The organism is Streptomyces sp. NPDC043726 (assembly GCF_056436565.1).
This window is the reverse complement of sequence record NZ_JBWKCI010000002.1, coordinates 902,189-923,843: the sequence shown is the minus strand read 5'-3', so window position 1 is coordinate 923,843 and position 21,655 is coordinate 902,189. Positions and strand designations below refer to the sequence as shown.

General features: G+C 68.4%; 18 protein-coding genes and 1 pseudogene. 8 read left to right on the top strand and 11 right to left on the bottom strand.

The features are described 5' to 3' along the window. Nucleotides 1–96 precede the first annotated feature (96 nt). A complete protein-coding gene (locus tag AC068Z_RS08800) occupies nt 97–918 on the top strand; it encodes an SDR family NAD(P)-dependent oxidoreductase (RefSeq protein WP_478553677.1) in 822 nt (273 codons plus the stop codon). Between the two features lie 129 nt (nt 919–1,047). Here AC068Z_RS08800 and AC068Z_RS08795 read toward each other — a convergent pair whose 3' ends face one another. Next, nucleotides 1,048–2,256 (bottom strand): alpha/beta hydrolase family protein, encoded by a 1,209-nt coding sequence (locus AC068Z_RS08795; protein WP_478553675.1) that lies wholly within the window; start codon nt 2,254–2,256, stop codon nt 1,048–1,050. Nucleotides 2,257–2,707: 451 nt separating this feature from the next. Here AC068Z_RS08795 and AC068Z_RS08790 point away from each other — a divergent pair. Continuing rightward, nucleotides 2,708–3,086, top strand: a pseudogene (locus AC068Z_RS08790) (MmyB family transcriptional regulator); the annotation flags it as partial. Further along, the gene (locus AC068Z_RS08785) at nt 3,083–3,454 is read left to right on the top strand and encodes a DUF2255 family protein (protein ID WP_478553672.1); all 372 of its coding nucleotides are present in this window, start codon (nt 3,083–3,085) and stop codon (nt 3,452–3,454) included. The pseudogene AC068Z_RS08790 and the gene AC068Z_RS08785, both read left to right, overlap by 4 nt. Nucleotides 3,455–3,812: 358 nt before the next feature. Here the strand turns inward: AC068Z_RS08785 and AC068Z_RS08780 are convergent, their stop codons facing one another. The 6 genes from AC068Z_RS08780 to AC068Z_RS08755 form a co-directional block, all read right to left on the bottom strand. Beyond that, on the bottom strand, nt 3,813–5,426 hold the full coding sequence (locus tag AC068Z_RS08780; protein ID WP_478553670.1) for a glycoside hydrolase family 13 protein: 1,614 nt from the start codon (nt 5,424–5,426) through the stop codon (nt 3,813–3,815). A gap of 142 nt (nt 5,427–5,568) precedes the next feature. After that, complete coding sequence (locus AC068Z_RS08775) at nt 5,569–8,112, bottom strand: carbohydrate-binding protein (RefSeq protein WP_478553668.1); 2,544 nt, start codon at nt 8,110–8,112, stop codon at nt 5,569–5,571. Nucleotides 8,113–8,373: 261 nt separating this feature from the next. Continuing rightward, nucleotides 8,374–9,258, bottom strand: a complete 885-nt coding sequence (locus AC068Z_RS08770; protein ID WP_478553666.1) for a carbohydrate ABC transporter permease — start codon at nt 9,256–9,258, stop codon at nt 8,374–8,376. Between the two features lie 11 nt (nt 9,259–9,269). Then, nucleotides 9,270–10,217, bottom strand: a complete 948-nt coding sequence (locus tag AC068Z_RS08765) for a carbohydrate ABC transporter permease (RefSeq protein WP_478553664.1) — start codon at nt 10,215–10,217, stop codon at nt 9,270–9,272. Between the two features lies 1 nt (nt 10,218). Then, entirely contained in the window at nt 10,219–11,571 is a 1,353-nt protein-coding gene (locus AC068Z_RS08760; RefSeq protein ID WP_478553662.1) for an extracellular solute-binding protein, read from the bottom strand. A 120-nt stretch (nt 11,572–11,691) separates the two neighbouring features. Further along, nucleotides 11,692–12,711, bottom strand: coding sequence for a LacI family DNA-binding transcriptional regulator (locus AC068Z_RS08755; RefSeq protein ID WP_478553661.1), 1,020 nt, complete (start codon nt 12,709–12,711; stop codon nt 11,692–11,694). A gap of 593 nt (nt 12,712–13,304) precedes the next feature. Here AC068Z_RS08755 and AC068Z_RS08750 point away from each other — a divergent pair. From AC068Z_RS08750 to AC068Z_RS08730, 5 genes are all read left to right on the top strand, one after another. Beyond that, nucleotides 13,305–15,065, top strand: a complete 1,761-nt coding sequence (locus tag AC068Z_RS08750) for a sensor histidine kinase (RefSeq protein ID WP_478553659.1) — start codon at nt 13,305–13,307, stop codon at nt 15,063–15,065. Between the two features lie 89 nt (nt 15,066–15,154). After that, nucleotides 15,155–15,577, top strand: coding sequence for a roadblock/LC7 domain-containing protein (locus tag AC068Z_RS08745; protein ID WP_478553657.1), 423 nt, complete (start codon nt 15,155–15,157; stop codon nt 15,575–15,577). Continuing rightward, complete coding sequence (locus AC068Z_RS08740; protein ID WP_478553655.1) at nt 15,574–15,930, top strand: DUF742 domain-containing protein; 357 nt, start codon at nt 15,574–15,576, stop codon at nt 15,928–15,930. The genes AC068Z_RS08745 and AC068Z_RS08740 overlap by 4 nt, the downstream gene beginning before the upstream one ends. Continuing rightward, nucleotides 15,911–16,528 carry a GTP-binding protein gene (locus tag AC068Z_RS08735; RefSeq protein ID WP_478553653.1) on the top strand — a complete coding sequence of 206 codons (618 nt, stop codon included), beginning with the start codon at nt 15,911–15,913 and terminating at the stop codon, nt 16,526–16,528. The genes AC068Z_RS08740 and AC068Z_RS08735 overlap by 20 nt, the downstream gene beginning before the upstream one ends. Next, entirely contained in the window at nt 16,525–17,772 is a 1,248-nt protein-coding gene (locus AC068Z_RS08730; protein WP_478553651.1) for a cytochrome P450, read from the top strand. Before AC068Z_RS08735 ends, AC068Z_RS08730 begins: the two co-directional genes overlap by 4 nt. Before the next feature lie 92 nt (nt 17,773–17,864). On the opposite strand, the gene AC068Z_RS08725 is transcribed toward AC068Z_RS08730, so the two are convergent. The 4 genes from AC068Z_RS08725 to AC068Z_RS08710 form a co-directional block, all read right to left on the bottom strand. Next, complete coding sequence (locus tag AC068Z_RS08725) at nt 17,865–19,088, bottom strand: cytochrome P450 (RefSeq protein ID WP_478553649.1); 1,224 nt, start codon at nt 19,086–19,088, stop codon at nt 17,865–17,867. A gap of 794 nt (nt 19,089–19,882) precedes the next feature. Then, nucleotides 19,883–20,431, bottom strand: coding sequence for a hypothetical protein (locus AC068Z_RS08720; RefSeq protein ID WP_478553782.1), 549 nt, complete (start codon nt 20,429–20,431; stop codon nt 19,883–19,885). Nucleotides 20,432–20,493: 62 nt separating this feature from the next. After that, the gene (locus AC068Z_RS08715; RefSeq protein WP_478553647.1) at nt 20,494–20,916 is read right to left on the bottom strand and encodes a hypothetical protein; all 423 of its coding nucleotides are present in this window, start codon (nt 20,914–20,916) and stop codon (nt 20,494–20,496) included. A 102-nt stretch (nt 20,917–21,018) separates the two neighbouring features. Beyond that, nucleotides 21,019–21,456, bottom strand: coding sequence for a hypothetical protein (locus AC068Z_RS08710; protein ID WP_478553645.1), 438 nt, complete (start codon nt 21,454–21,456; stop codon nt 21,019–21,021). Nucleotides 21,457–21,655: the final 199 nt, after the last annotated feature.

Genomic DNA, 21,655 nt, shown 5'->3' with positions numbered 1-21,655 from the left:
GGGAAACGAGACGGACCGTATTGATTTACCCAGCGATGTAGCCTACGGTCTGAACGAACCGAGACGGCTCGTTTTCTTTACGGAGAGTGACGCAGCATGGCCGAGGCGAGAGTATGGCTCATCACTGGTGCGTCCCGCGGCCTGGGACGAGCTTTCACCGAGGCCGCCTTGGCGGGCGGCGACCGCGTGGTGGCTGTCGCCCGCAACGTCGGCCCCTTGGCTGGACTGACCGAGACGCACCCCGACCATCTGGTCGCGCTTCCCTTGGACGTAGCCGACCGCCGGGCGGTGTTCGAGGGGGTGGAGCGGGCGGCAGGGGCATTCGGGAGGCTGGACGTCGTCGTCAACAACGCCGGCGCCATGCTCTACGGCATGGTGGAGGAAGCCACCGAGCAACAGATCCGGGCGCATATGGATGTGAACTTCTTCGGCGCCGTGTGGGTCGCTCAGGCGGTCCTTCCTCACCTGCGCGCCCAAGGCGGCGGACGAATCCTCCAGGTCACCTCGATGGGTAGCGGCGGCGGCATGGCCACCGTCGGCTACTACGGTGCGGGCAAGGCCGCACTGGACTCGGTGAGTGAGGCGCTGGCGATGGAGGTGGAAGAGTTCGGCATCCAGGTCACCATCGTGCAGATGGGCGGCTACAACACCGGCCTGTTCACCGCCGGCACCACGAACACCGAACCCCTGGCGCCGTATCAGCCCTTGCGGGCCGAGATGGAGGCGATGTGGGGCGATGCCGTCGCCCCGGAGCCGCACACCGCTGCCCCGGTCATCATGAAGCTGGCGGCACTGCCCAACCCGCCCCGACGGCTGATTGTCGGCAGCCAGTCCTTTGATCATGTTCTGGAGATGGACCAAGCCCAAGCGGACCTGTACCGGTCGTGGGAGCACCTCAGCCGCATCGCTCCGGGCTGACGGCCGGCGGGCGACGTTTCGTCAGCGCCGCCGGGCTGCCGAAACGAGACAGGCACGCCGGGCGGCGACTCTAACGGCCAGGGGCCGGCGCCCTGGTCTTTTTCGACGAGAACGCCTGAACAACTGCTGTCACATTCGAGGAAACGCGACCTCGGGTCGGTCGTCTGCGGGACCGTCGAGCAAGGGGCGTGCCATCCCGCGCAGATGCATGTCGAAGAAGGCGGCCGTGTAGTCGCGTGTGAGCTGCCATGAGCGTTCGCCGGAGAGCAACGCTGCGGGATCGGTCAGGCCAAGTCGCTCGGCCAGGACCGGCAGGTCCGTGAAAGTGAAGTGCTCGGCCCCGTTGACCGTCAGCCAGCGCTTCCAGCCATCCAGGCGGGTCCAGGTGTCCTGCCAGTCGCTCTCAGGGCTTCCGGGGCTGTGGGTGGCGGAGGCGCCCATCATCATGAACGGGCGTCTGTCCAGACCCGCCCCGGCGAAGGGGACGATGAAGTTGCCGTCCAGATTCACGCCGGCCCGCACACGCCTGTCCCTCAGCATCACCTCAGCGGCGGCCGCCCCGCCGATGGAGTGCCCTGCCACCCCGATCCGTTGAGGGTCGGTCAGGAGCGAGTACGGCAGGCTCATCCCTCCCTGGACCGTCCTGGACGGTGCGCGAGGCGTTGTCAACCAGTCGATCACGAAAGAGAGATCGTGCGCTCGATTCACGACCACCTGCGCTCGCTCCTCGTCCGTGGCCACCCGCTCGCACGCAAGGCAGGTGAGCATACGTCCGCCCGGGAAGGCCGTGCCGACGGACTCATAGGCATGGTCCACGGCGGCGACGACGTAGCCGCGGCTCGCCAAGTCGCCAGCCAGAGCAGTCAGCGTGCTGCGGGGCATCGAGAACCCTGGTGACAACAGCACCAGCGGGAAACGGCCGTACGCCGGACGGGCGTCAATGCCTGCGTGCGTACGCACACCGCTGACGGTCGCGGCCGGCACGACACCCGCCAGGTTGCGCGCCTCCAGCAGCAGCCGGGCCTCCCCCTCCGTCATGTAGGGCGCTGAACCGCTCCCTCCGGCACGGGCTGGATAGTGCACCGACACCATCAGCTCCCTTCGGGCCGAGGGCACCCACGGGTCGCGCCGCCGAGGATCGGACAGGTGCAGTGTCTGTCTCCCGACCGCGTACCGGCCCGCAGGACGGGGCAGTTCGACCCGCGACTGCGCCGTTTCCGAGACGGAGAACGCAGACGAGTGCTCGGAGGCGGCCACAGCGACGCCTTGACCGTGCAACACGAGAGGCAGCGACAGACCCAGCAGTGTGCAAACGGTGACCCCACGGATGATGTTCATGAAACCGAACAGTAGGGACCGGAAAACCTGAACTCATCCGACTCCAGCGGTAGTTGTGCGTAGATCCGCCGGAGGAGGCACACCAACCTCAGGTCTCATACCCAGCCGGACGATGGCCTGGACCGACCCACCACATTCCCGTTCGCCAGCGCTCCGGCGGACGTGGTGTTCTTGCGCTCGCCCTCCGCTCGGTCTACCGAACTTCAACCCCGCTCCTCGCACCGGTGGGTGTAGGGCGCGCGGTGGAGATTGGCCGTGGGGCGGGTCGTGGTCTTGGGGGGAAGGTTCTTTCCCGGGCAGAAACGTGTCTCTCCCGCGAACCCTGAGCAGGGGCCAGAGTGAATGTGTGCCCGGCACACCGGCAGGAGCCGAAAACACCATCCCCCTCTCGGACAAGGTTTTCCCATGGCCAGGAACCGCGTGAGTTTCTACAGCGCCGGCATCGAGATCGCGAGCCATGCACAAGGACTGGGAACTCGACGCCCCGGACGCGGTCGCCGCCCTGCGGATGGAGGCCGCGGCCGACCCCCTTCGACCCAGAACTCGCCCGCCTCGTCGGTGAACTGTCCGTGAAGGACGCCGACTTCCGCACCTGGTGGGCCGAACACCGCGTCAGTGCAGCCGGATACGGCACCAAGCGCTACCGCCACCCGCTGGTCGGCGACCTCACGCTCGACTGCGACAGCTGGGCCAGTCCCGACGGATCCGGCCAACGTCTGATGGTCCTGACCGCCGAGCCCGGCAGCCCTTCCCATGACGCACTGCGCATCCTCGCCTCCTGGAACTCAGAAATAGGGGGCGCCGAACACGTAGAGGACATGAGCCAATGAACGCATGGACACTTGAAGATCTCACCGCATTCGCCGAGGCGTACTCCCTCGTCCTGATCGCCGGTGACGGAGAGCGGGACGGCGTGGAGACCGGTATGGCGGTGGTCGGCAACGAGCTGTACGTCCGCGCCTACCGCGGCACCCGTTCCCGTTGGTACCAGGCGGCACGCGAACACGGTCACGGCCGGATCCGGGTGGGCGGCGTGACCCGCGAGGTCGTTCTCACCACCCGCGGCCTGGAACTGCCCGTCGGACTCGAGGCCGCCTTCCGCGGCAAGTACGGGGCGGTGTCCGATGCGCTGATCGCGATCCCGGAAGCCCGGGCCGCGACGATCCGGATCGACCCGGCACCCAAGCCGAACCGCTGAGACGCCGAACGGACCCTCGCTTTTGGGACCACCTGTAGCCAAAATGTCGGGGCCCTCCACAACGTCATAGTCAACGATGAGGACTTCCTGCGCGGCGGACGCTTCCCGAGCGCGGCCGTACCCAAGCAGACGCAGATAGTGGTTGGCCGCCAAGATGAAGGCGATAGCTCTGGTGGTGGGGGTTGAGCCACAGTTGCTTGAAGGGTGGCGCTGGACCATGGTGTCGAGGATGCCGGCGGTCTCACGGACAGCAGCCTGACGGGGCTGTGCTTGTCGAGCACGGTGGCCGTCCGGGACGGCCAGCTGGCAGGCGGGTGGCGGCATGGGGTGAGACGCCACCCACCGGCCGGTGCGCGGGTCAGGGGGTGCGGAGCCAGACGCTGGTGTCGGTCGGTAGTACCGCCTGGCTCAGGGGCTGGGACGAGATGAGTACCTGGGTGTGGTCGGGCAGGTGGAGGGGCGTGTCGGAGAGGTTGACTATGCAGGTGAAGTTCTCGCCGCGGGTGAAGGCGAGGACGCCGGGTGCGGAGTCGAGCCACTGCATGGGGCCGTCGCCCAGGGCGGGTTCGGCTCCGCGCAGGGCGAGGGCCTGGCGGTAGAGGTTGAGCATGGAGTGGGGGGCGGTGTCCTGGGTGGCCGCGGTGAGTTGGGCCCAGGTGGCGGGCTGGGGAAGCCAGGGGGGCGCGGCGCCGGCGGGGCTGAAGCCGTAGGGCTCGCTCGTGCCGCTCCACGGCAGTGGGACGCGGCAGCCGTCACGGCCGGGGTCCTCACCGCCTGTGCGGTGGTAGATGGGGTCGTCGCGGCGGTCTGCGGGGATGTCCTCGACTTCCGGCAGGCCGAGCTCTTCGCCCTGGTAGATGTAGACGGCGCCGGGCAGGGCCATGGTGAGCAGGGCTGCGGCGCGGGCGCGCTTGCGGCCGAGGTCTTCGTCGACGACAGGGTTGTACTGGCGGATGCCGGCGGCCGTGCTGGTGTCGGGACGGCCGTAGCGGGTGACGTGGCGAGTGACGTCGTGGTTGGACAGCACCCAGGTGCTGGGGGCGCCGACCCCGGCGTGGGCGGCGAGGGTCTGATCGACGACGGTGCGCAGGGCGGTGGCGTCCCAACTGCAGCCGAGGAAGTCGAAGTTGAAGGCGGAGTGGAGTTCGTCGGCGCGCAGATACTGGGCGAACCGGGCGGGGTCGGCGAGCCAGACCTCTCCGATCAGGGCTCGGGGCGCGGGGTAGGAGTTGGCGACGGCGCGCCAGCCGCGGTAGATGTCGTGGTTGTCGTCGAGGTCGACGTAGGGGTGGGGGTCGGGGAACACGGTGTGGTCGTAGTCGGGCAGGTCGGGGTCCTTGCTGCACATGGCGGCCGAATCGACGCGGATGCCGTCGACTCCGCGGTCGAACCAGAAGCGGAGGATGTCCTCGTACTCGGCGCGTACCAGGGGGTTGCGCCAGTTGAGGTCGGGCTGTTCGGGGGCGAACAGGTGCAGGTACCACTGGCCGTCGGGCACGCGGGTCCAGGCCGGGCCGCCGAAGATGGACTGCCATTGGTTGGGGGGCAGTTCTCCGTGGTCGCCGCGGCCTTCGCGGAACCAGAACAGGTCGCGTTCGGGTGAACCGGGGGCGGCGTTGAGGGCGGCATTGAACCAAGCGTGTTCGTTGGACACGTGGTTGGGGACGACGTCGACGATGATGCGGATGTCGCGTTCGTGGGCTTCGGTGATGAGCTTTTCGGCTTCGGCGAGGGTGCCGAAGCGGGGGTCGATCTGGCGGAAGTCGGTGACGTCGTAGCCGGCGTCCGCCATCGGGGTCAGGTACCAGGGGGAGAACCAGATGGCCTCGATGCCCAGTTGCTGGAGGTAGTCCAGTCTGGAGCGCACACCCGCCAGGTCGCCGATGCCGTCGCCGTTGCCGTCGGCGAAGCTGCGCGGATAGACCTGGTAGATGGCTGCGTGACGCCACCAGTCGGTGGTGCGCGGAGTCATGGGACCTGCCTTCGTGAAGTGGTGCGGACGTAGTGCGCGGGCCCGGCCGGCGGGGACTGGGGCCGGGCCCGCGGGTCGCAGGGGGTGGACCGCGGGCCGGGCCGGTCAGGGAGGCAAGCCGGGCCCGCGGTCGGTGAAGGGGTTACCAGCCGGAGTTGTTGCTGCCGCGCTGGATGGTGAAGCCGCCGGTCATGTTCAGGGGGGTGTCGGCGGTCTGGGTGACCTTGGTGCTGGAGAAGGAGCCGCTGCCGCTGGCGTTGCCCTCGATGCCGTGGTGGCCGGTCTTGTTGATGGTCAGGCCGTCCACGCGCAGGTCGGAGATCTGCTTCTGCCAGGAGAGCAGGAGCCCGCTGTAGGTGGAGTCCTCGACGGTGTTGTTCGTGAGGACGACCGGCTGGGTGATGTTGTGGACGTCGGCGTAGACCCAGATGGCGCCGAGCTTGGCGTTCCAGTTCCCTTCCATGCTGCCGGTGCGGCGCAGGAGGTTGCCGGAGACGGTGGTGCTGCCGCTGAAGGGCTCGCCGAAGCGGGTGGAGACGGTGATGCCGGCGGCGGCGACCACGGTGTCGGAGATGAGGTTGTTCTCCACGCTGTTGCCGGCGCCGCCGTAGACGGCGGCACCGTTGGCGAGGGTGGGCAGCTGGACGGTGTTGTTGCGGAAGGCGCTGTTGGTGACGGCTGCTCCGTCCGACCACATGGCCAGGGCGTCGTCGCCGGTGCCGCGGATGCTGCTGTTGGAGATGACGGTGTCCTTCACCGCGCCGTGCAGGTTCACGCCGTCGGCGTAGGTGTTGCGGATGCGCAGGTCGCTGGCCCTGAGGCCGCTGGTCGGGCCGGAGATCCACAGGCCGACCTTGGTGTGCTGGATCCACACGTTTTTGATGACCGATCCGGTGCCGAAGTCGCCCTCGATGGCGGCGTGTCCGCCGGCGTCGTCACGGACGGTGTTCTCGCCGTCGATCATGAGGTCTTCGATCGTGCTGGTGCCGCCCTGGCCGAACAGACCGCCCTTGAGGCCGGTGCCGCGCAGGACGGTGTGCCACACGCCTGCTCCACGCAGCTTCACGCCGGTGAGGTTGATGTGGTCGGAGATCTTGTAGGTGCCGGCCGGGAGGAACAGGCCCTTGCCCTGGTTCCTGGCGGTCGCGAGTGCCTGGTTGAGGGCGGCGGTGACGTCCTGGCCGCCCGGTGTGACACCGAGGGTCGGTGCGGAGAGGTAGCCGCTGGGCAGGGTGGCGGCCGCGCCGGTCTCCTCGGCTTCGATCAGGTCCAGTGTGTAGGAGGCGGCGGTGTCGGTGGCGTCCTTCTGCAGGCGCAGGACGGTGCCGGCGGGCAGGGTCTGGCCGAAGCGGGCGCGGGTCTCGTCGAAGAAGCGGTGGCCCTGTCCCTCGCCGGGGTTGTTGGTGTACGGGTAGGCGCCGTAGACCCAGGCATGGCGGGAGGTGAGCTGGAGGTCGGGCAGGGCGTTGCCGTCGGCGTAGGCGCTGAGGGTGGCGTCGATGCCCTTGCCGTCGCTGCTGTCGGGCAGGGAGTAGCGCAGGTTGATGGCGTTGGCGGGCTTGGTGAGTTTGACCTCGACGTAGTCGCCGGTCTGGGTCAGTTTGACGGCCTTGCGGCCGGATGCCTCGGAGGCGACGGTGAGGTAGGTGCGGTCGGGGCCGATGGTTGAGGCCTTGAGGGTGCCTGCTTCGGCCTCGTAGGTGGTGAAGGGCAGCGTGGCGCCGACACCGCTCGGGTCCGGGGTGCCCGGGTCGGTGGGGCTGGTGGGGGTGGTGGCCTTGAGGTTGTCGATGTTGACGTTGCCGCTGTCGGCGGCGGTGAAGGCCAGGGTGAGGGTGTTGGCGCCCTGGGTGAAGGCGACCGGCACGTCCACGGTGGACCAGCTCGCCCAGCCGCTGGTGGCCGGCAGCGTGACCTGCTGGGAGCTGCCGCCCGCGGTCAGGGTCAGGGTCTTGGCCGAGCCGGTGCCGTTGGCGTAGCGGACGGCGACGGTCCCAGCGCCGGCGTGGGCGGAAGAAACGCTGGTGGTGAGGGAGGCGCGGCCCTTGTTGGCGTCGGTGAGACCGCCGACGTAGCCGGTGCCGGTGTAGCCGGCGTGCTCGTTCTCGGGGACTGCGCCGCCGGCGAGGGTGGCGGTTTCGGCCTCGCGCAGGGCGGGGTCGGTGGGGGCGTCGGGGGTGGTTGCGGTGAGGCTGTCGATGTTGACGTTGCCGCTGTCGTTGCTGGTGAACTTCAGCGTGAGGGTGTTGGCGCCCTGGGTGAAGGCGACCGGCACGTCCACGGTGGACCAGCTCGCCCAGCCGCTGGTGGCCGGCAGCGTGACCTGCTGGGAGCTGCCGCCCGCGGTCAGGGTCAGGGTCTTGGCCGAGCCGGTGCCGTTGGCGTAGCGGATCTTCACTGAGCCTGAACCGGCGTTCGTGGACTGCACGGTGTAGGAGGTGGCGGCGTTGTTCTTGTTGGCGTCGGTGTAGCCGCCGACGTAGCCGGTGCCGGTGTAGCCGGCGTGCTCGCTTTCGACTCTGGCGCCACCGGTGAGTACGGCGGTCTCGGCCTGGAAGGTGGCAGTGGCAGCGTGGGCGGGGGCGGGCGCGGCGAGGGTGTAGGAGGCGGCGCCGGTGAGGGCCAGGAGGAGGGCGGCTATGGCGGCGGAGTTCCTGGGGCGCGGTGTGGTGCGGTGGATCGACACAGCGGTGTGTCCTTCCGGTGCAGGGGCGGCTCGGCCCTTGGGGGTACCGGCCGGAAGGGCCGGTGGAAAGTGCCGCAGGGCAGGCGGAAACCTGGGGCGGCGTCGGCGGTGCCCGGTGCGGTGAACCAGTTCGGCGAGGATGCGGGGCAGCCGGTGGGAGGTGCTTGCCGGCACAGGGGCAGGACAAGAAGGACCTGCGCTGGCGCTGGGGCAGGACAGGAAGGACCTGTACTGGCACAGGGCCAGGGCAGGAAGGACCTGTCAGCCCTTGAGGCTGCCCGCGGTCAGACCGGCGATGATGTGCCGCTGGAAGATCAGGAAGATGACCAGCAGCGGGATGGAGGCCATGACCATGCCCGCGAGGAGCTGGTTGGCGGGCATGAATTCGGCCAGGCGGTTGAGGGCCACGGTGATGGGCTGGCGTGCGGGGTCGGGCAGGACCAGCATCGGCCAGAGGAAGTCTTTCCAGACGCCGACGACCGCGAAGATCGACACGACGGCCAGGACCGGGCGGGAGAGCGGGAGGACGACCGACCACAGCACCCGCAGGGGGCCGGCGCCGTCCAGGCGGGCGGATTCCAGCAGTTCGCCGGGGATCTGGTCGAAGAACCGCTTGAGGATGAAGATGTTGAAGGCGTTCGCGCAAGCCGGCAGCCAGATCGCCCAGGGGGTGTTGATCAGGTTGATGTGCAGGAGAGGGACGTCAGTGACCGTGAGGTAGGTCGGGACCAGAAGGGCGGAGACCGGCAGCATGAGCGTGGCCAGCATCATGCCCAGGACGACGTTGCCCAGGACGGGGCGGAGTCTGGAGAGGGCGTAGGCGGCGGCGACGTCGACGATGAGCTGGGTGAGCCAGGCGCCGGCGGCCAGCAGCAGGGTGTTGAGGAAGTAGTGGGCCAGGCCGACGTTGGTCCATGCCTGGGTGTAGGACTCCGGGTGCCAACTCTGCGGCCACAAGGTGGGGTTGGGGTCGGCCAGCTCGGCGGACGATTTCAGTGCTCCACTGGCCATCCAGTAGAGCGGGAAGACGAACGCGAGGGTAAAGCCGACCACGGTCAGGGTGAGCACGAAGCGGTACAGGTAGCGGCCGGTGCGGCGGTTCATCTCGGCGGGCGCGATCAGGGTGCGCTCTGCAGGGGCGGACATGGTGTTTCCTCTCAGCCCTTGCTGCGCGTCAGGCGCAGGTAGACCGCGGCGAACAGGCCCAGGACGATGAACAGCACGGTGCTCATGGCGCTGGCCATGCCGAAGTCGTTGTAGACGAAGGCGTAGCGGTAGAGCAGCAGCAGGACGGTGACCGTGGCGTCGTTGGGTCCGCCGCCGGTCAGGACGAACGGTTCGATGAAGACCTGCATGGTGCCGATGACCTGCAGCAGCAGGGTGATCATCAGGATGAACCGCATCTGCGGGATGGTCACGTGCCACAGCCTCTGGCGGATGGACGCTCCGTCGAGTTCGGCCGCCTCGTACAGCTCGCCGGGTATGGAGCCGAGCGCGGCGAGGTAAATCAGCGTCGTGGTGCCCATGTTGGCCCACGTGGAGACCAGGACCAGGGAGACCATGGCGAGGTTCTCCGATTCCAGCCACTGCTGGGCCGGCAGGTGGAAGACCTCCAGGACGTTGTTGAACAGGCCCGGGCCCGGATCGTAGAACCAGCGCCACAGCAGCATCGTGACGATCGGCGGCAGCATCACCGGAAGGTAGACGGTCATCCGCAGGTAAGAGCGGGCGTGCCGGAACTCGTTGAGGACGACCGCGGTGGCGAACGGTGCGGCGAAGCCGAAGATCAGCGCGAGGAGGGTGAAGTAGCCGGTGTTCTGCCACGCGGTGGCGAACAGCGGGTCGTCGAAGAGGCGTTGGTAGTTCTGCCAGCCCACCCAGGTGGCGGGCTGGGCGAAGGTGACCTCCTGGAACCCGAGGAGCAGGCCTCGCACGATCGGGTACCAAGAGAAGAGGATGAAGCAGATCAGCCCGGCGCCGAGGAAGGCGTAGGCGGTCAGGTTCTCGCGGATGCGGCGCCGACGCCTCTGCGGATGTGTCACGGTGTCGTTCCGCGGCTGCCGCGAGGTCTTCTTCGGAGCCCGGGTGAGGGTCGGTGCCGTCATGTCACTTGACCGTCGCGAGGATGCCGTCGACCTTCTTGGCCGCGTCAGCGAGCAGCTTGTCGAGGTCCGCGTCCTTGTCGGTGAGGACCGCCTGCATCACGCCGTCCAGGACGGCGTAGATCTGCTGGGCGTTGGGCGGCTCGACCTTCTGCTCGAGTGCGGCATTGCCCTCGATGAAGGGCTTGTAGTTCTCCTGGGGGACGTTGGCGTACTTGTCGTGCGCGACATCCTGCTTGGCCTGGGCCTCACCGGTGAACAGCCGGTCGAGCGGGAGACCGATGGGAACGTCGTTGTCGGAGGCGCGCTTGTCCTCGAACTCGGTGCGCTCGGGGTTGAGATACTTCCACTGGACCCACTCGATGCCGGCCTTGATCTCTTCCGGGGAGGCCTTGGGGTTGAACATGAAGCCGTTGCCGCCGCCGAGGGTCGCCGTGCCCGGCATGGCCGCGACGCCGTACTCGTCGTACTCGCGCTCGAACTGCTTGACGATGGTGGGGATGTTGTCCGGGCCGGCCATGTACATACCGAGCTTGCCGGCGCCCATCATCTTCTGGACGTCCTCGATCTGCAGGAGCTGGCGCGTGCCCATGGAGTTGTCGGTCCAGCGCATTTCGTGGAGCATCTGCAGCGCCTTGCGGCCGGAGGCGTCGTTGAACGCCGCCTTCCATGTGCCGTTCTCCTCGCGGGCGATGTCGCCGCCCAGGGAGTACACCCACGCGGCGAAGTGCCAGCCGCCCTGGTTGTTCTTGCTGTAGTCGGCGTAGCCGACCGTGCCGTCGCCCAGCGCGGTGATCTTCTTCGCGGCCGCGCGGACCTCCTCCCAGGTGGTCGGCGGCTTGTCGGGGTCCAGGCCGGCCTTCTTGAACAGGTCGCGGTTGTAGATCAGGCCCAGGGAGTACTGCCCGTTGGGCAGGCCGTACAGGCCGCCGTCGGGGCTGGTGAAGACGTCGAGGTAGTCCTTCTTGATGTCGCCGAAGTACGGCATGTCCTTGACGTACTGGGTGATCTCCGCGCCTTGGCGGCGTGCGATGAGTCCCGCGGGGTCGGTGAAGTAGACGTAGTAGACGTCCTCGAGCTGCCCGCCGGCGAGCTTGGCGGAGAAGGTCTTGGGGTCCATCTGCCCTTCGCGGGCATCGATCTTGATCTTCGGGTGTTCCTTCTCGAAGGCCTTGATGTCCTCTTCGAAGTACTTCCGGTCCACCGGCTGCGTCTTGGGCGGCATGCCGTTGACCGTGATGGTGACGACGCCGTCCTCGGACGTGGACGGGGAGCTGCCGCAGCCGGCCAGCCCTCCGACGAGAGCACAGGCGATGCCTGCGGCTATGAGCGTACGACGGCTCTGCATACCTGCCATGACAGATCGGCCTTCCTGGGATGCGCCGCACGCTTCTCGATCCCGGCTACCGGGGGTGCAGCTGACAGGCCGAAGGTAGAAGTCAGGCATGTAAAAAGTCAATGACACGCTGCAAAATTTCTACGGCATAGTCTGGCGACCTGGCCTTCCCGTCGAATGACGGACGATCAGCTGTGTCTGAAACAGGGTCACCCCGGGCTCCACCGCCTGCCCCTGGATCTGCGCCATCAACGCCTCCATCGCGGCGTCGACCATGCGGTCCACCGGCTGGCGACAGGTGGTCAGCGGCGGGTCCACCGCCCCCATGAGCAGGGAGTCGTCGAACCCCACCACCGAGACATCACCCGGTATGTCCAGTCCCTGCCTGCGGGCGCCCCGCACCGCCCCGAGGGCCAGTTCATCACTTCCGCAAACGATGGCCGTGGCTCCTTTGCGCAGGAGTCCGCCGGCCGTGACGGCCCCGGCCTCCATGGAGAACAGAGCGTGCCCCACCAGCGGCATCCACTGCCGCGAGGGCACCTCGCGGGCCTTCCAGAACGCGGCGAAGGCCGCCAGTTTGCGCTCGGAGGGCACGTGTCCCGCCGGCCCGACCAGCAGCCCGATCCGCTCATGGCCCATCGCCGTCAGATGGACGAGCGCCTGGCCGACCGCGTCGGCGTCATCAGCACTGACCTGCACCGCGTCCGCGTTCTCGTCAGCCGGATTGATCAGCACGAGCGGCACCCCGCGCTCTTTCAGTGCCGCACCCTGCTCCGCCCCGGCGTCGGCGTAGCTGGAACCGATGAAGACGATCCCGCCGATGCCCTGCGCCAGCAGCATCTCGATGTAGTTGGCCTCTGACACCCCGTCCGATGTGCGGGTGCACAGCACCGGCACCAGGCCGCGCTTGTTGAGACGGCTGGTGATCGCTTCCGCGAATGCCGGGAAGACAGGATTCTGGAGGGTGGGGACGACCACGCCGATCAGCGGCTTTCGCCCGCCTTCAGCCGCCCTGGGCCGGGGCAGCCCCAGCACGTCGAGCGCCCTGAGGACACGCTCCTGCGTCGCCGGCGCCACCAGAGAACTGCCGTTGAGGGCACGGCGCGCCGTCGCCTCGCTGACACCTGCGAAATGAGCCACCTCGGCCAGTCTGTTGTTCATACACGCACCGTACAGCAAGACTGCAAATGGCAGTCAGAGAGTCGCAATTTTTTGCGTAACAAGTGCCTCGTGAGTCGCTTCCTCGGACTGCGCCCGGTACTTCGAGCACGAGTGGCCTGTGCTGCGGAACAGGGTGTGCAGTTCACGGCGTCCGAGGTGGGTCCCGGCGTAGCGGTCGGTGAACTCGGTGATCGCGGCGCGGTGGCGTTCGGCGGCCGGGCTGCTGGCAGAAGGGAGAAAGCCCCGGCCCCCGGACTGCCTTCCGAGCACCCACGATGCCGCCGTATCAGCGAACGCCGGCCATCACCGCGCTGTCGACGATGCGGCTGCCGCTGCCCCTCAGTAACCCCGCGGTCTGCGCATCGCCGGACTGGCGAGCCGACAGCACAACTCCCTGACCGTATATCCCACTTGTCTGCCTTCCTGCGACAGAACAGACCACTTCCGTGATCGATAAGCTGCAGAAGATGGCTAACATGAACGACGTGCTCGGTCCGGATGGCCGCCGCTCCCCTGGGCGGCGGCATCCCGACATGTAGTCGACGCGTGCCGGTCGGCCTTCTCCTGCTCTAACGGACTCGAGGGATCGCGGAATGTCTGTGCCTGCTCCCCCATCTCAGGACCGAACCAAGGAGGGTTCACTCCCCAAGTTCACGTCACCGGCGCTGATTGCGGCGACCGCCGTGGCGGCCGGCTCCAGCGCGGCCGTCGCACCATCAGCCGCCGGCGGATGGACGGCGGCGGTGGCGGGCGGTTCCTGGCTGTGTGTGACCGCCGCCGTGCTGATCGGGTCACGTGCCACTCGTCGCGCCGATCGCAGACTCCGGGAGAGCAGAGACGAATCGGCCTCGCTGCGCGCCCAGTTGAATCAGCGACAGGGCGAGACCGCCCAGGTCGCCGCCTTCCTGCTGCCGGCCGTCGCGCAGAAGGTCCGGGAGGGCGTCAGCGCCACGGATGCGCTGGCCGTCTCCGTGCCCCCCGCCGACCCGCACCTGCGCCAGATACTCCAGGCGTGCGCCACGGAACTGGAATCCGCGATACGACGAGCCGCAGAGGCGCAGTCCGCGCAGGAGCAGACGCATCTTCAAGTGCAGGAATATGTCGCCGAGTTGCAGCGGCTGACCCAGGAGACCCTGCCGCGGGCGGTGAAGGCTCTTCAGGAAGGCAGTACGGCCGAGACGGTGCTCGCGGAACTGGAGCTGCCGCGGCTTCCGCTGCTCAGGGAGCCCGCGGAAGGGTTCGTGCGGGAGATCGCGCGCAGCGAGCGACGGGCGGCGGCGGCACAGGCCGCCTCGGCGAAGGCCCTCAGCCGGGTGCAGGCCAAGGCAGTCGGCATGCTCGCCGATCTCCGTGACATGCAGGATCGCCATGGCGAGGAAGTCCTCGGGGACCTGCTGCGCCTGGACCACGCCACCTCCCAGCTCGGCCTGCTGACCGACCGGCTCGCCCTGCTCATGGGAGGCCGCTCCAGCCGGGCATGGAACAAGCCCATCGTGATGGAGAGCATCCTGCGCGGCGCCGTCGGCCGGATCGCGGCCTACCAGCGCGTCCGCATGCACTGCTCCACGCGCGTCGCGGTGTCCGGCTACGCGGCGGAGGGCGTCATGCACCTGCTCGCCGAACTGATGGACAACGCGGCCAACTTCTCGCCGCCCATCGACGAAGTCCACGTGTACGTGGAGGAACGCACCGCGGGCATCGTCGTCACGATCGAGGACAGCGGACTCAAGATGGCCGACGCGGCCATGCGCCGCGCCGAGCAGGCTGTGTCCGGTCAGACGACCGACCTGGCATCCCTGCAGGGAACGCGGCTGGGACTGGCCGTCGTCGGGCGGATCGCCGCAAAGTACCAGATCTCCGTCAGCTTCCGTCCGTCATCGCGCGGGGGCACCGGCGCCGTCGTACTGCTGCCGCCGCAACTGCTCGCACAGCAGCGCGAGCCGGTTCCGCAGCCGGTCACCACGCAGACACGAGACCTGACACCGGTGCCCGCTGCCGCGCCGCGCGACAGCGCGCAGGCCGCGACTCCCGCGACGCCGCCCGCCTCCACGCCTGCCCCTGGTACGCACGCCCTCCACGGCACCGAGCAGCAGGCGAGGCCCAGCACGGCCACGACCCTCAACGGGCTGCCCGTCCGAGCCCCCGGACACACCATGGCCGCGGCCGAACACGACCGCGAGCGACGCAGGACGTCCAGCGGGGCCGCCCAGCAGGACGACGACGCTACCCCCGCACCGGACCGGGCGCCCCGCCGGGACGCGGGACAGCGCTTCGGCGCCTTCCATCGCGGACGGCAGTCCGCCGCGAACGACGCGACGGCCGATCCCGCGTCCGCCGATCAGCCGCCCGCGTAACGGCCCCTGGAGCCACGGCCTCTTTCTCTCAGACAAGCGATAGGAGGAACGGCCGGCGCGCGCTGTTCGGCCGCCGGCCATCACTCGCCATGAACACCACCACCGACAACAGCCTGACCTGGCTCTTGCAGAAGCTCCTGGCCGACACCCCCGGTACCCGGCATGCGCTTGTCCTGTCCCGGGACGGCCTGAAGCTGTGCTGGACCAGCAATCTGACGCTCGACCAAGCGGATCAGCTCGCGGCCATCTGCTCCGGTATACAGGCCCTCGCCCAGGGCACCTCCGTGGAGTTCGGTGACGGCTCGGGCGGCGTCCGGCATTCGATGACGGAGTTCCACGGGGGTCTTCTGTGCATCGTGGAAGCCGGTGACGGCGCGCATCTGGCAGTCGTGGCCCAGGAGGACGCCGACCCGGGCGTAGTGGGCCATCGGATGACGGAGCTCGTCGAACAGCTCAGTGAGCATCTGCGCGCCGAGCCCCGCGGCGGAGCGGCGGGGAGTATGCCGTCGTGACGCGCAAGCCCGTGGACACCGGCGACCCCGACCGGCTCTACACGGTCACGGGCGGACGCAGCCGCGCGGACGACACGTTCGACATCGTCACGCTCGTGGTCAGCGAGAGCGAACCCACGGCGGGGATGCAGTCGGAACACAGGACCATCCTCGAGCTGTGCCGACTGCCCACCGCTGTCGTCGAGATCGCCGCGGAAATCAGCATGCCGATCACCGTCGTACGCATCCTTCTCAGCGACCTCCTGGCCATGGGCAAGATCACCCTGCGTAGCCCCGGCGCGGGACGGCGCACGGCTTCACTCCCCGACACCGCGCTCCTCAAGGAGGTGCTGCATGGGCTCCGCAGTCTCTGAACTCACGTCCCACCGCGTGCCGTTGACCGCCGCCGCCGAGACCGGTCTCAAGATCGTCGTGGTGGGCGGATTCGGCGTGGGCAAGACGACCCTCGTGCGCTCGGTCAGCGAGATCCGACCGCTCAACACCGAGGAGGTGATGACCCAGGCCGGAGCCGAGGTCGACGTCACCACAGGAGTGTCGGGCAAGAACACCACCACGGTGGCCTTCGACTTCGGGCGTATCAGTCTGAGCGAACGCACGGTGCTCTACCTGTTCGGCGCTCCGGGCCAGGAGCGCTTCTGGTTCCTGTGGGACCGGCTGTTCTCCGGAACGCTGGGAGCGGTGGTGCTGGTGGACACGCGCCGGATGAACGACTCCTGGTACGCCATCGACCGGCTCGAGCACCACAACACGCCGTTCGTCGTGGCCGTGAATCGCTTCGACGACGACCCCCTGCGCCACTCCCTGGTCGAGATCCGCCAGGCGCTGGCGTTGCCCGACCACATTCCCCTCATCGACTGCGACGCCCGGGTCAGGTCCTCTGCCAGGGACGTTCTGGTCACCCTCGTCGACCACATCTACACCATGGCCCTGGCCCAGGAGGCGACGTCGTGAACGAGTCCGCAGTGACCGCCGCGGGCTGCCCCGCCCACGCGAGCGCGGTGCGGCTGTCCGGCCTGGAGTATCAGCAGGCTCCCGCTGACCTGTACCGCCAAGTGCGCCGTGAGCACGGGTCGGTGGCGCCCGTACTGCTCGACGGGGACGTGCCCGCCTGGCTGGTGGTCGGCTACGCCGAAGTCTGTTACGTCACCGCGAACGACGGGCTGTTCGCCCGCGACTCGCGCCGGTGGAACCAGTGGGAGGCCATACCCGCGGACTGGCCGCTGCTTCCGTTCGTCGGCTACCAGCCGTCCGTGCTCTTCACCGAGGGAGAAGAGCATCGCCGTCGGGCGGGAGTGATCACGGAGGCGCTGGAAGGCGTCGACCAGTTCGAGCTCGGCCGCGAATGCCAGCAGCTCGCGGATCGACTGATCGATACGTTCGCCGGCAGCGGCCAGGCCGAGCTGATGAGCGCGTACGCGCACGCACTGCCCATGCGAGCCGCGGTCGGCATGTGCGGTATGCCGGCCGAGAGCGCGGACACCGAACACCTCGTCGAGGACCTGCGGATCTCGCTCGACGCCGCCGAAGGAGAAGACCCGGTCGCGGCCTACGGCCGGGTGGCCGGGCGCATTCAGCAGCTGGTGAAGGAGAAGCGGGAGCGTCCCGGCGCCGACGTCACCTCACGCATGCTGACGCATCCCGCCGGCCTGTCCGACGAGGAGGTGGTGCAGGACCTGATCTCCATCATCGCCGCCGCGCAGCAGCCGACGGCCAACTGGATCGGCAACACGCTCAGGCTGCTCCTGGCCGACGAGCGCTTCGCTCTCAACGTCTCCGGTGGCCGGGTGAGCGTGGGGGACGCGCTCAACGAGGTCCTCTGGCTCGACACTCCCACCCAGAACTTCATCGGCCGATGGGCAACTCGCGACACACAGCTCGGCGGACGCCACATCCGCGCCGGTGACTGCCTGGTGCTCGGTCTGGCGGCGGCCAACACCGATCCGCAGATCTGGCCGGATCAGCATGTGGGAGCGGAGAACGCATCGCACCTGTCGTTCAGCAACGGCGAACACCGCTGCCCCTACCCGGCACCGCTGCTCGCCGACGTCATCGCGCGCACGGCGGTGGAGACGCTGCTGGAGCGGCTGCCCGACCTTGTCCTGACGGTGGAACCGAACGAGCTGACCTGGCGGCCGTCGATCTGGATGCGGGGACTGACCAGTCTTCCCGTCCAGTTCACCCCTGCCCTGGTGTAGCAGGTCGAAAGAGCTTCAACCGAGGAGCTTACGGGAGCGGCCGCGGCCGGAGATGTCTCCGGCCGCGGCCGTCGGCCGTTCACACGGGGAGGTCAGGCCGCTACGGGCGTGAAACGCACCGGCACCGACTGCGGCCCTCGGGTGAACACACCGCTCTCCACGGGCTCGAATCCCTCGGCCAGCCGCAGGTCGGGCATGGCGTCGAGCAACTGGTTGACGCCGATCTCCACTTCCGCCTTGGCCAGCAGGGCCCCGACGCAGAAGTGCCGGCCGAGCGCGAAGGCCAGGTGGTCGGCCGCGGCGGAGAAGGCGTTCGTGGAGTTCAGGTCGTCGCGGAAGATGTCGAAGCGGTCCGGGTCACGGTAGCGGCTCTCGTCACGGTTCGCGGAACCGATGAGGCAGGTGACCGTCGCGCCGGGCGGGACGGAACCACCGCTCAGCTCGACCTCGGAGGCCGACTGCCGCATGATCATGTGTACCGGTGGCGTGTACCGCAGGGTCTCCGCGAAGGCGGCCGCGATCAGCGAGCGATCCTCCCGTACGGCCTGAAGCTGCTCGGGATGCGTCAACAGGTTGGCGAAGATGCCCGCTATCGCCTTGTCGGTGGTCTCGCCGCCGGCCGCGAGCAGCAGGCTGCAGAAGGCCTTGATGTCCTCGTCACTCATCCGCACACCGTCCACCTCGGCCGCGCACAGCAGGGACAGCAGGTCGTCACCCGGTTCCTCCCGGCGCGCCTTGATGATCGGGAACATGTACTCGGCGAACTCGGCACGCGTACGCTCGCCCGCGGCCGCGATCTCCGGGTCACCGGCGAGGTTGCCGAGGAACGCGATGACCGACGTGTACCAGCCGTGGAAGCGCGCGTGGTCGGCCTTGTCCAGACCGAGCATGTCCGCGATCACGTTGACGGGGAAACGAGTGGCGTAGTCGGTGACGAGGTCGGCCGTCCCCGTGTGCCGGAAGGCGTCGATGAGCTCCCGGGAGTTGCGCTCGATGACCGGCACGAACTTGTCCCGCAGGTCACTCCCCCGGAACGCCGGCGCTACCAGCGCCCGCCGCACCGCGTGTTCACGGCCGCTGAGCTGGAGGATCGTCCGGCCGTGCACCGGCTCGAGCTGCCAGTTGTAGTTGTCGGTGGTGAACTCGCCTTCCTTGTCCTTGAAGACGCGCTCCACATCCTCGTACCGCGAGACGATGTAACTCTGCATGGCCTCGTGCCAGACGAGCGGAGCGCTCTCGCGCATCGCGCGGTAGGCGGCGTAGGGGTCCGCTGCGAACTCGGGCGAGAGGATGTCAGGGACCTGCTGCGCGGGCATGGCGCTCCCAAGTGATCAGTGGTGTGGAGTGGATCTTTCCGCCAAGGCTACGTAAGTAGCCTCTTCAACAACAAGGGCTTCCTGAGCCCCAGTTGGCCGACGCGGACACACATTTCTCGGTCCGGCTGTAACGTCTGCTGCCCGGGCCCCTATCTGATGTCAGCAACAGCCGGAGTGAACGGAGGTGCGAGCCCGAGCTGCTTGAAACTGACCGGTCACGTCTTCGGCCTGGCCGACGCCCGCGACGGCCTACGTCATCGCCGTCCAGGCGAGGGTGCGCCGCGACCTGCGGCGTCACATCCCGGCGACTAAGCCGCCATCGAGCTGAAGCTGCCTCGCAGTGGAACCAAGTGTCATCCTCGGCTTGGTTGCTGCGCGACCAGCGCGTCATCTCTCCTTGCGGCCGCAGCCTCTCGTCGAGCCATACGAGTGCAGGTGCGGTGGCACGGGCGCCGAAGGGGATCCCTTCGGCGAATGCTATGAGCTGCCCCAGTACAAGGTTCGGATCGATGCCCTTGGCGTCGAACCAATCGACGCCGTGATCGTCGAGATCGGTCCCGGAGTGCTGATCCTCGTCACGGTCGGGGCCCACAGACCAGTCGATCGCGGCAGAAGTATTCGGTGCCCGGAAGTAGTCGTGCAGGATGCCCATGGCCTGAACAGGCCGAACATGTCCGGCAGGCGTCGTGTGAGCCCTTGGCCCACCGACTGCTCAGCCGGGCCCGGCCAGAACCGCCGTCCCACCCGCCAACTGGCGCCGGCTGCCCTCCACACGTGGCTGGGGCCTGCGGCCGTCATGCCGCGGGATCGACGTTCCACTCCGCGGGCAGATCGCTGCCGCAGAAGACGCAGACGAAGTCGCCCTCGCGCACGATGTTGTGCTCCTGGCAGAGGGGGCACCGCCGGAACACAACCTCGTGGGTGAAGCCGTCGGGCCGCCGGAGTCCTGCCGCGTCCAGAGCGCGGGCGACTTCAACCCAGGAGCTGACGTCCGGGCAGTACCCGGTGGACTGGTTGCTGACCTCACTCACGATCCACCCTTCTGCCGCACGCCTGAAGCCGATCTCGCCGGCACCCAGAACGACATCGCCGCCGGCACACGCCACGTGCTCACTCCGTCGCGGCGCCAACCGCAGCACACCGTCCGTACCGACCGTATAGGTGAACGGTTCCGCCAGATCCGCCGCCGACTGCTCCACGATCCAGCGATCGAAGTCACCGGCCGAGCCGATTCTCCGCCCGCCGTCAGCCGGCCCGAGGGCAGCCTTCAGCCCGGCCGGCCCGACGTACCGGTACCTCCGCCCCTGCACAACCACACCAACCCCTCCCCCACGCCCCAGCATGATGTGCCGTAACGGCGCGGGCGCGCGCACGCCATTGCCCCTCGCGGCCGGACCACAGTCTTCTACGCGGGGCCGTAGTCCAGCGTGTAGAGGGCACCGTCCAGGTTGAAGGTCAGGGTTCCCCTGTCGCCTTCGACCGTGTCGCTGCCGAGGTGATCGTCCCCGTCCGGCCAGTCGTTGTCGTACAGGGCGATCGTGTCGCTGGTCTGGGTCAGCCGGTTGACCGGCCGAGTCGTCGGGGCGTTGTGATCACAGTCGAGGGTGTCGGCTGAGCTCCAGACGGTCTGGCCGTTGATCTGGAGGTAGACCTCGTCTCCGCCGTCCTGGTCTTCGGTTTCGTAGCAGGTGAGCGTGTGCATGTTCACGGTCGCGAGCGTGGCGCCGGGGCCTGCTGCGGCGGTTGCGGAGCCGGTGAGCGTGGCGATGAGCGCGATGGCGCCGCCCAGAGCCCAGGCGGTCCTGCCGATGGAATGCATCTTGTTCATGATCGTGTAACGACCTGCCCAGACATTGGTGACTGGACGCGGAGCACTGGTCACTCTTCGACGGCGAGATCAAGGCCGAGATCCGGTGGGCAGCCCGCTGGGTCACCGCACCTCGCGCACGCCGAGGACCCGATGCCCCACTCCGGACAATTCCAACAGCTGGGCGCGGCAGGCGCGGTGAGAAGTCGGGTGGGTTCGGTCGCCTCCGCCGAAGTCACCGCTGTCCGGGCTGCCGTCATAGGTGTCCGGGTCGGCCGCGTCGTCGAGGTCGTTCCGGGGTGCCGTCCGGCCGCTGCGGCTGGGGCTGCGCGCTGGGCGTGAGTTTGTTGTCCTGAGCGGTGTGCGCCGGTCGGGTGGGGTGGACGAGTTGATCACTGACGGACGGTGGCGGTACTGGCTGTCCTCGTCGGCCAGGGCCCGGGGGACGGCGGCGCGGCAGTGACGGGTGAAGGCGGGCCAGGGTCGGGACGTTCTGACGGGCCAGATCGTCGCGAGGGCGGCCCGCACGGCCCACAGCGGTATCCAGGCGGTCATCCACATGCCTGGACTCTTGGAGGGCAGTCCCGGCACCGGTCACCGCGCGATCATCGCGTGGAGAGACCGGCCGTACGCCGTGACGAGGGCGGCCGTCAGCGAGGGGACCTTCTGCGTACCGCGGCGCCCGCGCGGCACGTGATCCGGCCCGCCTCGTCGACCTCGGCGTCGCCGGCCGCGATCAGCAGGCTGACGGCCACCTCCG